Below are 13,730 nucleotides of genomic sequence, written 5' to 3'. Positions count from 1 at the left end.
GGGAGGGGGCCGGAGCGGAGACCGGGAGGCGGCCGGGCCGAGGCCGAAGAGCGCACCGTGCAAACCCAGTTAGTCGGGTCCGGACGCCGGTGAGTTCCGGCGCGGGAACGGGATGAACCTCACCCTCCGACGAGCCCCCGATCCGCCGCTCGGCGCCGCCTCCACCTGCCACCATGACGCGATGCCCCGCTCTTCGGCCGACCGCAGTCGGCCCCCTCTCCGCCAGGCCGTCGCACGGTTGCTGCCCGCCCGGCCGGTCCTCGGTTTCCTCCTGCTGCTGGCGCTGCTCGGCACCCTGTCGTACGCGGCCGGTGCCGCCGCCGGTCCGGTGGCGCCGGATCTGCATCCGGCCGGCGGCACCCGTACGGGAGGCGGCACGCCCGCCGATGACGGTGACATGGGCGGGATGCACGGCATGGGCGGGACGCATGGAATGGGCGGCGCGGCGCCTCGCCCCGTGCAGGGGGGAGCACCACGATGACGCCGCAGCCCCGGCCCGGCCCGCCGTCGCACCCCGGCGCGGCATCGGCCCCGCCCCACACCACCATCCACACCACCACCCTCACCATCGGCGGGATGACCTGTGCCGCCTGTGTGGGCCGGGTCGAGAAGAAGCTCGGCCGGCTCGACGGCGTCGCCGCCTCGGTGAACCTCGCCACCGGCCGGGCAACGGTCAGCCACCCGGCGGCGGTGTCCGTCACCGACCTCGTCACCACCGTCGAGGCGGCCGGGTTCACCGCCCGGCTCCACGAGCCCGCCCCGGCACCGGACGCGGACGACCCGTCGTCCGCCGCCCGCCCGGACGACCGCGCCGAGGGCGACCAGGCCGATGGCGGCCGCGCCGAGCGGCACCGGCTGTTGCTGACCGCGGTGCTCTCGCTCCCCGTCCTGGTGCTGTCGATGGTGCCCGGCTGGCAGTTCCGTAACTGGCAGTGGCTGTGTTTCGTGCTCGCCGCGCCCGTCGCCGTGTGGGGCGCCGCCCCCTTCCACGCCCGTGCGCTGCGCGGTCTGCGGCACGGCGCCGCCACCATGGATACCCTGGTCTCGCTGGGCGTCGCCGCCTCCTTCAGCTGGTCGGCGTATGCGCTCTTCCTCGGCGGGGCCGGTGCGCCCGGAATGACGATGCCGTTCAGCCTGCTGCCCGCGGCCGGTGACGGGGCCGCGCACCTCTACCTGGAAGCCGCCGTCGGGGTACCGCTGTTCGTGCTGGCCGGGCGGCGGATGGAGTCCAGGGCCCGGCGCGGCACCGGAGCCGCGCTGCGCGCGCTGGCCGAACTCGCCGCCAAGGACGTCGAGGTGCGCAGCGACGGCGATCAGGACCGTCTCACCGGCGAACCGGGCCGGGAGTGGGGGAGGCGCATCCCCGTGGACCGCCTGCGGGCCGGTGACCACTTCCTGGTCCGGCCCGGGGAACGGGTCGCCACCGACGGCACCGTCGTCGACGGCAACTCCGCCCTGGACCTGTCCCTGATCAGCGGCGAGAGCCGCCCCGTCGAGGTCGGTCCGGGCGCGGTGGTCGTCGGCGGCGCGGTCAACTCCGGAGGCCTGCTGGAGGTACGGGCTGACGCGGTGGGCGCCGAAACCCAACTCGCCCGGATCACCCGCCTCGTCGAGGACGCCCAGGCCGGCAAGACCAAGGTCCAGCGGCTCGCCGACGCGGTGGCGGCCGTTTTCGTCCCCGCCGTCCTGTCCGTTTCGGTCACCGTCCTGGGCTTCTGGCTCGGTGCCGGAGCCGACCCGCAGTCCGCGATCACCGCGGCGGTGGCCGTCCTCGTCGTCGCCTGCCCCTGTGCGCTGGGGCTGGCCACCCCGACCGCGCTGCTGGCCGCCACCGGCCGCGGTGCCCAGCTCGGGATCCTGGTCCGCGGCCCGGAGGCGCTGGAGCGACTGCGCCGCATCGACACCGTCGTCCTCGACAAGACCGGCACCCTCACCACGGGCCGGATGAGCGTCACCGCCGTCACCGCGCGTACCGGCGGTCTGGACGCCCCGGAGGCGCTACGGCTGGCTGCCATCGTCGAGCAGGGCTCCGAACACCCGCTGGCCCGCGCGATCGGCGCGGCCGCCGATGCCCGGCTGCCTGGCGACTCACTGACGTCGGGACACCCGCTTCCGTCGGGACACCCGCTTTCGTCGGGACACCCGCTTTCGTCGGGACAACTACTGCCCCCGGGACTACTACTGCCCCCGGGACACCCTCTGCCGCCGGTGAAGGACTTCGGCGCCACCCCCGGATACGGCGTCCACGGAACGGCCGACGGGCACCGGGTGGAGGTCACCCGGCCCGGCGACCTCACCGGCCTGCCCGCTCCGCTGCCGGACGCGGTGCACACCGCGGAGGTGGCCGGCCACACCGCCGTCCTGGTCACCGTCGACGGCACCCCGGAGGCCGTCATCGCGGTCGGCGACGCCCTCCGCCCCGACAGCTACCGCGCCGTCGACCATCTGCGCCGCCTGGGACTGCGGCCGGTCCTGGCCACCGGCGACCGGGATGCCACCGCCCGAGCCGTGGCCGGCCATCTGGCCATCACCGAAATCCACGCCGGGGCCCGTCCCGAGGACAAGGCAGCCCTCGTCACCACCCTCAAGGAGCAGGGCGGCCGGGTTGCCGTCGTCGGCGACGGCGTCAACGACGCGGCGGCCCTCGCCCTCGCCGACCTCGGGATCGCGATGGGCAGCGGCACCGATGCCGCGATCGGTGCCGCCGACGTCACCCTCGTACGCGAGGACCTTCAGGCCATCCCCGACGCGGTACGCCTGGCCCGGCGCACCCTGGGCACCATCCGCAGCAATCTCGTCTGGGCCTTCGGCTACAACCTCGTCACCGTGCCGCTCGCCGCCGTCGGCCTGCTCAGTCCGATGCCGGCGGCCGCCGCCATGTCCGCCAGTTCACTGCTCGTCGTGGGCAACAGCCTCCGGCTGCGCGCCTGGCGCCCGGGCGGGCGGCCCGGCAGGCCGGCCCGCCGCCCCCACGGCCGGCGGCCCCAACCCCGTGCGGAGACCTCATGAAACGGCCGTCCCTTCCACCCTTCGCGTCCCTCCCGTCTTTCCCATCTCTCTCATCTCTCCCGCCTCTTCCTTCTCTCCCGTCCCTCTCGTCCGTTGCTGTGCCGCTGCTCACCTGTCTGGTGACCCTCGGCGCGCTCACCGCGTGGACCGCCGGCGGCAACGCGGGCAGGCCGGCGGAGCTGACGATCCCCGAGGGCCGGGTGCTGATCCCCTCGGGGTCCGAGGCGACCGCGGCGTTCTTCACGCTCCGCAACACCGGTGGCGCCGATGACGTCCTGACCGGCGTCACCGGCCCCAGCGGCCATCGCGCGATGCTCAGCCGTACCGTCGACATCGGGCACAACGCCCGGAGCATGGCGATGGTCCGCGGCGCCACCGTCCCGGCGGGCGGCGCGCTGACCATGACGCCGACCTCCCTGGACATCATGGTCAGCCCGCCGCCACGGCTCGCGCCCGGCGACCGGCTCACCTTCACGCTGCACTTCCGCCACAGCCCGGCACAGACGGTACGGGCACGGGCGGTACGTCCCGGCAGCTGAACTGAACCGCCGGCCCTACGCCATGGGCCCTCACACCACGGGTCCATGTCATGTCAGGGGGCTGCTGCCACGGGCCCCACGCCACGTGCTCATGCCGCGGGTCCCACACGTCACGGGCGCGGGGCTCATGGACCGGCCTTCGCCACCCATGAGCCCCGTCGCTCTGCCGTGCACTCCGCGCCCTGGGCGCGGCGTCAGGCCACGGCGTCAGGCCACGGCGTCCGCGTAGACGCGCGGCTCGTGGGCCCTCTCCGGGCGCTTCCCTTCCGGGCGCTTCGCTCCCGGGCACTCGCTTTCCAGGAGCTCCCCTTCCAGGAGCTCCCCTTCCGGCCGCTCCGCATCCGTCAGCAACCCGACCAGCGTCTCCCGGGCACGCGCCACCCGGGACCGCACGGTCCCCACCGGACAGCCCATCACCCCGGCCGCCGCCGCGTACGGCAGCCCCAGCAACTGCGTGAGCACAAAGGCCTCCCGCCGCTGGGGCGCCAGCGCCGCCAGCAGCTCGGCCAGCGCGATGCCCTCGTCGAACCCCGGCAGACCCCGCGGCTGCATCCGCTCCGCGGCCGACTGCCAGTCGTCCGTCGCGGCCAGCCGGGGCCGCACCGCGATGGACCGGATGCGGTCCGCCACGACCCGCCGGGCAATCGTCAGCAGCCAGGTACGCGCCGACGACCGGCCCTCGAACCGCGGCAGACTGCGCAGCGCCCGGACATAGGTGTCCTGCATCAGATCGTCGGTCGCCTGCGGATCACCGCTGAGATGCGTCACATAGCGCCGGACATCGAGCTGCGTGGCCCGCACGAACTGCTCGACGGCCCGCTCGTCCCCGGTGCGGGCGGCCAGCGCCCAGCCCGTCACCGCCTCGTCATCCCGCATGCCGCGACCGCCCCTCGCCGCGCCGTCGCGCTTCGGGGAGGATGGACGCATGCTCTGCTCGCGCATCCGTACGGCACTCTCCGCCCGCCTCGACGGCGAGGAACTGCCTCCCGGGCTCACCCCCGGCCGGCTCGACGACCACCTGGCCGGCTGCCGGGACTGCCGACGGTGGGACGCACAGGTACGGGCCCTGACGACCGGCCTCGACCGCGTCGCCGCGCACCCGGCGGACGACCCGGCGGTTGCCGGGACGCTGCTCGCCCGACTGTGTGCGGTCTCCGCGGTACCGGCGATTTCCGGCACCGCAGACGCCGGCATGGCAGACGCCGGAAAGGGAAACACCGGCAGGGGAAACACCGGCAGGGGAGACACCGGCAGGGGAGACACCGGCTCGGCGGATTCCGGCGGTACACGTACACCCGCCGGTTGATGTGGTGGCCGGCGGGCGCCCGCCTCCGCCGGCCGGAACGCCGGGAAGGGATGCGGGCGGCAGTGCCACGCGCATCCGGACAGGAATCATCATCTGGAGTCCTTCGCATGACCCGGTCACCGCGCGCGGCGGGGACCGGTGAAGTCGGAGCCGGGGCGTCGTCGGGTGCGCTCGGCACCCGGTCGTCCGCCGGCTCTGGAGTTCAACCGTGCTGTCAGCAGACAGCCGGCTCCTGCGGTGGACCCCGCAACGACCTCGTATGCGCCAGTAGCAACTGCCGCACCGCACGCCGCGGCTCCTGACGGGCGGCGCGGACGGCGGGCCGCGGATCGGGCAGCAGGATCCGCAGGACGAGCACCAACGGCGCGAACAACCAGGCCGACAGGCTCCGTACGAGCTGGTACGCCGCCCGTTCGCCACCCCACAGCCACCCCGCGCTGAGCAGGGCGACCAGCAGGTGGGCCGCCAGCATGCCGGTGGCACTGCCGTGCATCCCCGGCATCTGACCTGCGTGAGCGATGCCGTCCATGCCGCCCATGCCGCTCATACCGCTCATGGCGTCCATGCCGCCGCTCATGGAGCCCATGTGGCCCATGTGCTCGGTATGTCCCATGCCGGCCATGTCCCGCAGCCGGCTCGCGCGGTCCGTCGAGGGCAGGGCCGCCATCTGCTGATGCATCAGCTGGATCAGCCGGGCGCTGCCGTGCCCGGAGAGTCGCGTCCCGTCCGCCCCGCACAGCCAGGTCTCCGCCCACCGGCGCGCGAGTGAGCTCTCGCCCCCACCGGAGCGGGCGACCGCCTGGCCCAATGAGAAGGCACTGTGCAACGCCGCCTGGGTGCCGACGGTCAGCAACCCCACGAGCAGCGGCCCGCGTTCCCGGCCCGCGCAGCACCAGGCGCCGGCCGCGGTCCCGACTCCGGCGACGAGCAGCATCCACGCGGGTATCACGGCATCCGACATCACCATGTGTCCCAGCGCGGCGAGCAGCACACACACCACCGCGAACACCGCGGCGCGTAGCCCTCTGAGAACCTGCCCCGCATCCATGACAGGCCCATCGTCGCACCCCCACCCCGCAGCGGAGCGGGAGGGTCCCGACGTGGCCCTCAACCTGACGATCTCACTCACCTTCGACCACCGGCGCACCGAAGCGGTGGGCAGTGCCGCTCTCCGTGCTGCCGTCAGTAGCGCTGCCGTCAGTAGCGCTGCTCTCAGCAGAGCTTGCTGCCGGTAGCGCTGCTGTCGGTAGTGCTCACCGCGGGAGGGATGCGTCGGAAGATCCAGACCGGTGAGCCACAGCACGGCGGTGGAGGCGAGCTCGAACAGGGTCTCCAGGAGCGCGTGTTCACGCCGCCAGTACGGGAAGCGGCGCCAGAAGGAGCACGGGGCCTGCCCGATCAGCACGGGGGACGCGCAGGATCTGCACGGAGGAGAACGTGCAGGATCAGCCCGGAGAACGTGCTCGCGCCCACGATCAGCAGCATCCGCCGGGGCAGGGTGGCGCGCAGGCCACGCAGCCGGCCGCTCCTCCGGGATGCGGCGCATCCGCATCCCGGAGGAGCCCGGTCGCCGGCCCCAGGAGGCCGACAGCGCTTCTCTCTCCTTAGGGCCGGGGCCCGACGACCTTCTCCCCGTCCCGTACGGTGATCGCGACGGCCGGACAGACATCGGCGGCGTCCAGCGCACGTTCGTCCTCGTCGATCCGCTCCTTGAGCGGACGGGCGTGCTCGCCGTCCAGGGCGAAGAGGTCCGGCGCGATGGCGGCGCAGGACCCCGAGGCCATGCACTGGCCGGGGTCGATCTCCAGCTTCCAGGTCATCCGTTCACCACCCCACCGGCATGACCCGGGGGCCGCGCACCAGCATCTCGCTCTTCCACACCACATCGCCCGCCAGCCGCAGATCCGGGAAGCGGGTGATCAGGGCGATCAGCGCCTCCTGGAGCTCCAGCCGGGCCAGCGGCGCGCCCAGACAGTGATGGACCCCGTGACCGAACCCGAGGTGCTGGGTCCCGGCCCGCGAGATGTCCAGTGTCCCCGGTGAGTCGAAACGCAGGGCATCCCGGTTGGCCGCACCCACCGCCACCAGGACGGGGGTGCCGGCCTGCACCAGCGTCCCGCCGACCTCGACGTCCTCCGTCGCGTAACGGGGCTGGCTCGCACCGCTGCCGAGCGGTACGAAGCGCAGGAGTTCCTCCACGGCCCGGCCGATCAGCTCCGGCTTTTCGCGCAACAGGGCGAGCTGGCCCGGGTGGTCCAGCAGCGCCAGAACGAAGTTGGGAATCTGGGTGGCGGTGGTCTCGTGCCCGGCGACCAGGATGCCGACGCAGAGGTCGACGAGTTCGAGTTCGGTCAGCCGGTCGTTGACGTCGCGGGCGTCGATGAGCGCCGTCATCAGGTCGTCCTGCGGCGCGCGCCGGTGCTGCTCGATCAACTGCCGCATATAGGAGCGGAGTTCTTCTTGATTGGCGTCGAATTCCGCCGCGGTGAGAGAACTTGTCGACAGCGCGGCGTCACTCCAGACCCGGAACCGCGGCCGGTCCTCGGCCGGGACGCCGAGCAGGCGGCAGATCACCGCGACGGGGATGGGCAGCGCGTAACGGTCGACCAGGTCGGCGGGCGGCCCGGCCGCCGCGAGCTCGTCGAGCAGTTCGTGCGCCAGTTGCTTGACCTGCGGCCTGAGCTTTTCCACCTGCCGGACGGTGAAGGCCTTGGCCACCAGGGTGCGCAGCCGGGTGTGGTCGGGCGGGTCCATGCCCAGGATGCCGCTGTCGCGGCGTCCTTCGGACTGCCGGGGCTCGTCGTGCCGGACGCCCTCGGCGCGGCTGAAGCGCTGATCGCCGAGGACGAACCGGGCCTCGGCGTACCGGGTCACGAGCCAGGCCGGCTCGCCGTACGTCATCCGGACTTTCAGCAGCCCCGGACGGTTGCGGGCGTGTTCGTACTCCTCGGAAAGCTCAAGGCTCTCGGGGACATTGAAGGGGTAGGAGAGGGGTGCTGTGTCGGCTGTGGTCAAGGTGACCTCCCTTGTGTAAGCACCTGCTTACATAAGGTAGGACGCCCCCCTCGGGCCGGTCAACGATCGATTGTGGCCGTCATCCTGACGGGCCAACGGAGAGGAGCGTGGCGATGGCCAAGTCCCCGCAGCACGGCGCGGAGAGCGCATACCGCCGCAGTGCAGAGGGCACCCGGCTGCGGTTGCTCGATGCCGCGTCGGAGCTGTTCGCCGAGCGCGGCTACGAACGGGCGACGGTGCGCGATATCGCGGCCCGCGCCGGGGCCAATCAGGCCCTGCTGTTCCGTTACTTCGGCTCGAAACGGGCCCTGTTCGGGGAAGTCATGGCACGTGGCGGCCATGAGCAGCTGCGCACCACCCCCGCCGAGCGGCTGTTCGAGGTCGCGCTGCGCGGCATGCTGGCCGGCGGCCGGGAGCAGGGCGCCGACCGCGCGCTGGAGGTGTGTCTGCGCTCCATCGGCGGCAGCGACGAGATCGCGGAGGCGCTGCGGGGGCTGGGGGAGGAGTACGCGGCGGTGCTCGCCACGCTCTCCGAGTCCGATACCGGGACCTTGCGGGGCGATTTGGCGCTGTCCTGGCTGCTGGGAATTGGCCTGATGCGTGTGGTGGTCGGCAAGGAGCCGTTGGCTAGCGCCGACCCCGACACGGTGTGCCGGCTCGTGGTGGGTGCCCTGGGTGGCCTGCTGGAGAGCCTGCCGCAGACCGACGCGGCGGTGGCCGGGGAGAGCGGCCGGATGCCGGAGTGAACCAGGAGGGCCGCGGCGTGGACTGTTGGGGTGCGTGTCGCGTTCCGGTGGGTGCTGCGTTCCGGTGACTCTGCGGCGGGTCGCGGGTCGAGAGGCAAAGCTACCCTTATTGTCACTTTTGCAGAGAATATTCTTTTTCTGCAGAGTCGAGTGAAGGTGGGAACATGCACCCTTCGATCCCTCGCGGCCTTGCCGTGGCCGGCCTGGCCGCGGCTGCCCTGGTGGTGCCGACGGCAGGCGCTGCCACCGCCGCAACCCCGGTCCCCAGCAGCTCACAGAGCGCCAAGTGCTTCTCGCGCCACTGCGACAGGGGCCACTACGGCGACCGGCACCACAACCGGCACCACAATCGCCACCACGGTCGCGGCCACGGCCGCTTCGGTCACGGTGGCCACGACGGCTACGACCAGGCCGGCGCCCGCGACGACGGCTTCGGCCGTGACAGCGGCTATGACCGCGAAGGCTACGGGCGGGACGCCGGCGGGCGCGACGCCAACGGGCGCGACGGATTGGATGCGGGCAGGGACGGGCTGGGCAAGGACGGGCTGCTCGGCCTCGGCCTGCTCGGCCTCATCTAGAAACTGTCGGCCGCTCAAGCGGTGGGCCCGGGATCGTGATCCCGGGCCTTCTGCATGCCGCGTCACCTGCCGATTCCGCCGGTTTCCGTGGTGCGAGCGGGGCCGAGGTGCCGACAGGTACGGCGGGTGTGCGACCGGCGGGAACGCCCGGTGGGAACGCCCGGCCAACGGGAAGAATGTATTCCGCCCAACCACCCCGCCACATTTCACCGTTCAACGTTGTGGGATTCCGGTGAATCGTTGTCACCAGGCTTGTGGAGTGGCAGGATTGCGCTGTCACATCGCGAATGGGGGATTTGCGACCAACGCGGACGGGGGAGGAACGGCCCCTTCTGCGGAGAGCGCACCTGACCCGTGCGCCGGCCACCAAGCCCATGGGTAACTCGCCACTGCGAGTGCACTTGCTTTGTGCTGCCCGTTTTCCACGGTTTGGATTCTGGTCCATCACGACGCACGGGTGGCCGAACGCGGGCCCGGAATGCCCCGGCGCAAGGTATCTCAGGAACCTGCCTGAGGAGGGGGAGTCTGTCTTATGCTCAACTTCGGGGCGGTCGCCGGAGAAACGGCCCGTCAGATCTCCGCGTCAAGCGGGGAGACGTTCCCGGAATGGTGCGCAGCGCCGACCAGGCCAGGCACGGAAATCCAAAGACTTCATCATTCCGGACAGCTGCATCCTCCACTCCCCGGAAAAAAACCGGACTCCCGGATCATTGCGCTGCCCGCATTCCCGGGCGAGGTCCGCAACTCCTTCTCCGGGAAACGTCGTTGAACGGCCAGGAGAGCTCCGCAGACCTCGTCGCCGACCTCGAACAGGCCCGTGAAAAGGCCGCTAAGGACAATCGTTGAGTTCCAGGACGCCCACCCCCCACCCCGATGCCGCACCGCCGGACTCCTCCTCGCAGACCGGCGCCACGGCCCCGGAAGGTACCGACGCACCCCCGGGCGCCGGGCCGGGACGCCGTCCCGGCCTCTTCCGTGACGCCTCACTCTCCGCCGTACTGGCAGGCTTCGTCGCCGTCGTCGTGTCGTACTCCGGCCCGCTCGTCATCGTGCTGGCGGCGGCCTCCGCCGGGCATCTCGACACCGCCCAGACCGGCTCCTGGGTATGGGCCATCTCCATCGGCAGCGGCCTGACCTGCATCGCGCTGAGTCTGCGCACCAAGATGCCGGTGATCACCGCATGGTCGACACCGGGCGCGGCCCTGCTGGTCACCAGCCTGGGGGCGTACTCCTACGCGGAAGCCATCGGCGCCTTCCTGATCACCGGACTGGTGATCACCCTGGTCGGCCTGACCGGGGTGTTCGGGTGGCTGATGCGGCAGGTGCCCACCGCCGTCGTCTCCGCCATGCTCGCCGGCATCCTGTTCTCGTTCGGCACCGGCGTCTTCACCTCGCTCAAGACCGCACCCCTGATAGCCGGTTCCGTCCTGCTCGCCTACCTCCTGGCGAAGCGGTGGCTGCCCCGGTACGCCGTACTCGTCGCCCTGGCGGCGGGCGTCCTCGCCAGTGCGGCAAGCTCCCGGCTGGACATCCACCTGGACCGGATCGAGCTGGCCAAGCCGGTCCTGACGACCCCGGAGTTCTCGCTCGCCTCGCTCATCGGTATCGCGGTGCCCATGATCCTGGCGACGCTCGCCTCGCAGAACGCACCGGGTATGGCGGTACTCACCGCGTCCGGCTACCGGCCCGAGGACCGTCTCCTGATCGGTTCGACGGGCCTGGTCTCCACACTGCTGGCCCCGTTCGGCTCGCACGCCGTCAACCTCGCGGCGATCACGGCCGCGATCTGCACCGGCCCCGAGTCCCACCGCGACCCCCGGCGCCGCTACGTGGCCGGGGTCTCCTGCGGAGCGTTCTACCTCCTCATCGGGGCGTTCGGCTCGACGCTGGTGGTGCTCTTCGCGGGGCTGCCCAAGGAACTCGTGGCGGCGGTCGCCGGAGTCGCGCTGCTCGGTGCCCTGGCCGGCGGACTGACCGGTGCGGTGAAGGAGGAGAAGGACCGTGAGGCAGCCCTGATCACCTTCCTCGCCACCGCCTCCGGGGTCACCCTCTTCGGCATCGGCTCCGCCTTCTGGGGACTGCTCTTCGGGGTCATCGCCCATCTCGTCCTGGCCCGGTGGCGCGGTACGTCCGAGAAATCCGCCGCCTGACCCGAGCCGCTGTTCACCGAGGTCCGGCGCCGCGCCGGCCGGGCGCCGCAAGGCCGACGGGCCGACCGGCTGCCGGACACCCTCCGTATCCGGCAGCCCGCGCGCCCCCGGCAGGCCCGGGCTCCTCCACCGCACGGCAGGCGGGACGCCGTACGGCAGGCGGGACGACGGGAACGATCAGCCGGAGCCGGAGCCGGAGCCGGAGCCGGAGCCGGAGCCGGAGCCGGAGCCGGGCCCGGCGCCGGGCCCGGCGCTGTCCCGCTTCAGATTCGTCACCTTCTGCGGCAGCCGCCCCGCACCGTCGGCGAGCGGGGGAGCCGAGCCGGGCGCGGTGGTCCCGGTCTTCAGGCTGTCGAGAATGGCCAGCCCCTCGCCGACGATGCCGGAGGCGATCTCATTGATCCCGTCCGTGCCGTTGAGGACGGTGAGCCGGGAACCGGACAGGCCCTCGGCCGCCGCCTTGGCGAGGGCGGGAAGATTCTCGATCGTGCGGTTGGCGGCGATCAGCTCCTGGTTGCCGTCCCGCAGCGAGCCCGCGAGGGCCGTGTTCGCATCGGCCCGGGCCTGGGCGACCGCCCGCTCGCTGTAGGCGCGGGCGTCCGCCTCGAAGCGGACCTGGTCACGCTGTGCCTCCGCCAGGGTGCGCAGCCGGTAGGCCTCGGCGTCCGCCGGGCGGCGTACCTCGGCCTCCAGCCGCTGGGCGGCGAGCGAGGCCTGCCGCTGGGCCAGCGCGGTCTGCTCCTCGATGACCTCCTGCGAGGCCCTGGCCTGCGACAGCGGGCCCGCCTGTGCGGCGCGGGCGTTGGACTGCTCGGTCTCGGCGAGGAAGCCGGCCCGCTTGATCGCGGTGTCCCGCTCGTACTCCGCCTTCAGGGCCGCCGCCTGCTGTTCCCGCTCGGTGGCTTCCTGGTCGGCCTTGGCCTGCGCGATCCGGGCCGCGCTGGCGACCGCCGCGGCGTGCGGGGCGGCGAGATTGGTGATGTAGCCGGAGGTGTCGGCGATCTCCTGGATCTGCAGGGCGTCGACGACGATGCCCAGCTTCTCCATCTCGGAATGGCTGCCGTCCTTGACCTCCTGGGCGACCCGGTCCCGTTCCCGGATGATCTGCTCGACGGTCAGCCCGCCGACGATCGAGCGCAGGTGACCGGCGAAGATCCGGCCCACCAGCTCTTCCATGGTGGTCTGCTCGTCCAGGAAGCGGCGCGCGGCGTTGGCGATCGACGTCTGGTCGTCACCGACCTTGAAGACGGCGACCGCCCGGACCCCGATCCGGATGCCCTGCTGGGTGACGCAGTCCTCGGAGATCTCCGCCTCCCGCAGCGACAGCGCCAGTACGCTCGCCTTCTGCTTGACGGGCATGACCCAGCAGCCATGGCCCGTGACGATACGGAATTGGGCGTCCCCGGTCCGGCGCTTCGAGCCGGAGATCAACAGCGCCTCGTTCGGCGCAGGAACATGCCAGAACAACATCGGAAGGCTCCTGGTCCGTTGCGACCGGCCTCGGTCGGTGTACGGGGCGGCCACGGCAGGGGAGTGCTCAGGTGGCCGGCCGTGGTCTGCGGAACGGCCCGGTCACTCGGGCAGCGGCGCGACGATCACCGACCGCGCCGAGGTGTGCTCCACCACGATGACCTGGGTATGACGGGCAATGGGCTCGCGGGACCAGGCGGCGAAGGCCTCGGTCCCGCCGCGCAGGGGCAGCAGCACCTCGCCGGGGCCGTCGGCCGGGATGGAGACGGTCACCCGCCCGATCACGCCGATCGGGCTGAAGTCCGTGTCATCCGTTGCGCTCACCCGGGCTCCGTCGCTGGTCAAAGCCGCTGCCGGGGCAACATCCCGGCAGCGGGAAATCCTCGACAACTCAACGGTACTCCGGCCGGGGCGGCGCTTGGGGCCGCGTTGCCGGGACCGCCGGGTTCGCGTCCAGGCGGGCGGAACGGGCCGCGGGGACCTGCTTCCTCGGCGGCAGCACATCGGGCGCGCGATGGGGCCGCAGGGCCGTGAGGGCGGTCTCGGTCTCCTCCATCAGGGCGCGGTAGGAGACCAGCCGCTGCCACTCCGGATCGGCGACCCCGGGCACGGTGGCGGCGCGGTCCGTCCACTGCTTCACCAGCCCTGCGTACACCGGTGTCTGCCGGAGGATGTCCGCGGTGATCCACCGCGGCATCTGTCCGGTGCGGGGGAGGGGGAGGGGGGTTCGTCCATGGCCTGCGACGGTGCCGGAAGAGGGGTCGCTCATGGCCGTAGAAACGATTCTTCCGCCCTGGGGTCACTGCGTATTTTTACCGCGGCCCGTATGTCTGGCGTGGAGGCAAGGACGTATCTCTCTCGAATATCACCTTATGCAGTGATCTATAGCCGGGAAGCAGTCCAATCCGGGCGAGAAA

The 13,730-nt window shown here is 72.0% G+C and carries 14 protein-coding genes; 7 read left to right on the top strand and 7 right to left on the bottom strand.

What is annotated here, in order from left to right:
• Positions 1-112: 112 nt before the first annotated feature.
• The 3 genes from D9V36_RS05025 to D9V36_RS05015 all read left to right on the top strand — a co-directional run bounded on the left by D9V36_RS05025 (position 113) and on the right by D9V36_RS05015 (position 3,548).
• Positions 113-481: a hypothetical protein gene (locus D9V36_RS05025; RefSeq protein WP_241720710.1), complete on the top strand. Its 369-nt coding sequence runs from the start codon at positions 113-115 to the stop codon at positions 479-481.
• On the top strand, positions 478-3,009 hold the full coding sequence (locus D9V36_RS05020) for a heavy metal translocating P-type ATPase (RefSeq protein WP_129292694.1): 2,532 nt from the start codon (positions 478-480) through the stop codon (positions 3,007-3,009). Before D9V36_RS05025 ends, D9V36_RS05020 begins: the two co-directional genes overlap by 4 nt.
• Positions 3,010-3,107: 98 nt before the next feature.
• Positions 3,108-3,548, top strand: a complete 441-nt coding sequence (locus tag D9V36_RS05015) for a copper chaperone PCu(A)C (RefSeq protein ID WP_241720709.1) — start codon at positions 3,108-3,110, stop codon at positions 3,546-3,548.
• A gap of 207 nt (positions 3,549-3,755) precedes the next feature.
• On the opposite strand, the gene D9V36_RS05010 is transcribed toward D9V36_RS05015, so the two are convergent.
• Positions 3,756-4,424, bottom strand: coding sequence for a sigma-70 family RNA polymerase sigma factor (locus tag D9V36_RS05010; RefSeq protein WP_241720708.1), 669 nt, complete (start codon positions 4,422-4,424; stop codon positions 3,756-3,758).
• A gap of 49 nt (positions 4,425-4,473) precedes the next feature.
• On the opposite strand from D9V36_RS05010, the gene D9V36_RS41370 reads away from it, so the two are divergent.
• Positions 4,474-4,854, top strand: a complete 381-nt coding sequence (locus D9V36_RS41370; protein WP_206739598.1) for a pentapeptide repeat-containing protein — start codon at positions 4,474-4,476, stop codon at positions 4,852-4,854.
• A gap of 214 nt (positions 4,855-5,068) precedes the next feature.
• Here D9V36_RS41370 and D9V36_RS05000 read toward each other — a convergent pair whose 3' ends face one another.
• From D9V36_RS05000 to D9V36_RS04990, 3 genes are all read right to left on the bottom strand, one after another.
• Entirely contained in the window at positions 5,069-5,902 is an 834-nt protein-coding gene (locus D9V36_RS05000) for a PE-PGRS family protein (RefSeq protein ID WP_129298191.1), read from the bottom strand.
• Positions 5,903-6,458: 556 nt separating this feature from the next.
• Complete coding sequence (locus tag D9V36_RS04995; RefSeq protein WP_129292692.1) at positions 6,459-6,674, bottom strand: ferredoxin; 216 nt, start codon at positions 6,672-6,674, stop codon at positions 6,459-6,461.
• Positions 6,675-6,678: 4 nt separating this feature from the next.
• Entirely contained in the window at positions 6,679-7,869 is a 1,191-nt protein-coding gene (locus D9V36_RS04990) for a cytochrome P450 (RefSeq protein WP_129292691.1), read from the bottom strand.
• Between the two features lie 113 nt (positions 7,870-7,982).
• Here D9V36_RS04990 and D9V36_RS04985 point away from each other — a divergent pair, with 113 nt between their 5' ends.
• The 3 genes from D9V36_RS04985 (at position 7,983) to D9V36_RS04975 (ending at position 11,343) form a co-directional block, all read left to right on the top strand.
• Positions 7,983-8,615: a TetR/AcrR family transcriptional regulator gene (locus D9V36_RS04985; RefSeq protein ID WP_129292690.1), complete on the top strand. Its 633-nt coding sequence runs from the start codon at positions 7,983-7,985 to the stop codon at positions 8,613-8,615.
• A gap of 164 nt (positions 8,616-8,779) precedes the next feature.
• The gene (locus tag D9V36_RS04980; RefSeq protein WP_129292689.1) at positions 8,780-9,193 is read left to right on the top strand and encodes a hypothetical protein; all 414 of its coding nucleotides are present in this window, start codon (positions 8,780-8,782) and stop codon (positions 9,191-9,193) included.
• A gap of 842 nt (positions 9,194-10,035) precedes the next feature.
• A complete protein-coding gene (locus D9V36_RS04975) occupies positions 10,036-11,343 on the top strand; it encodes a benzoate/H(+) symporter BenE family transporter (RefSeq protein WP_129292688.1) in 1,308 nt (435 codons plus the stop codon).
• 177 nt (positions 11,344-11,520) lie between these two features.
• On the opposite strand, the gene D9V36_RS04970 is transcribed toward D9V36_RS04975, so the two are convergent.
• The 3 genes from D9V36_RS04970 to D9V36_RS04960 all read right to left on the bottom strand — a co-directional run bounded on the left by D9V36_RS04970 (position 11,521) and on the right by D9V36_RS04960 (position 13,582).
• Positions 11,521-12,813: an SPFH domain-containing protein gene (locus D9V36_RS04970; protein ID WP_129292687.1), complete on the bottom strand. Its 1,293-nt coding sequence runs from the start codon at positions 12,811-12,813 to the stop codon at positions 11,521-11,523.
• 102 nt (positions 12,814-12,915) lie between these two features.
• Positions 12,916-13,137, bottom strand: a complete 222-nt coding sequence (locus D9V36_RS04965) for a hypothetical protein (RefSeq protein ID WP_129292686.1) — start codon at positions 13,135-13,137, stop codon at positions 12,916-12,918.
• 67 nt (positions 13,138-13,204) lie between these two features.
• Positions 13,205-13,582, bottom strand: coding sequence for a hypothetical protein (locus D9V36_RS04960; RefSeq protein ID WP_129292685.1), 378 nt, complete (start codon positions 13,580-13,582; stop codon positions 13,205-13,207).
• Between the last annotated feature and the right edge of the window lie 148 nt (positions 13,583-13,730).

This window comes from Streptomyces lydicus (assembly GCF_004125265.1).
Classification (GTDB): domain Bacteria; phylum Actinomycetota; class Actinomycetes; order Streptomycetales; family Streptomycetaceae; genus Streptomyces; species Streptomyces lydicus_C.
Note: the sequence above shows the minus strand (reverse complement) of the source record. Positions and strands in the feature narration are given on the sequence as shown.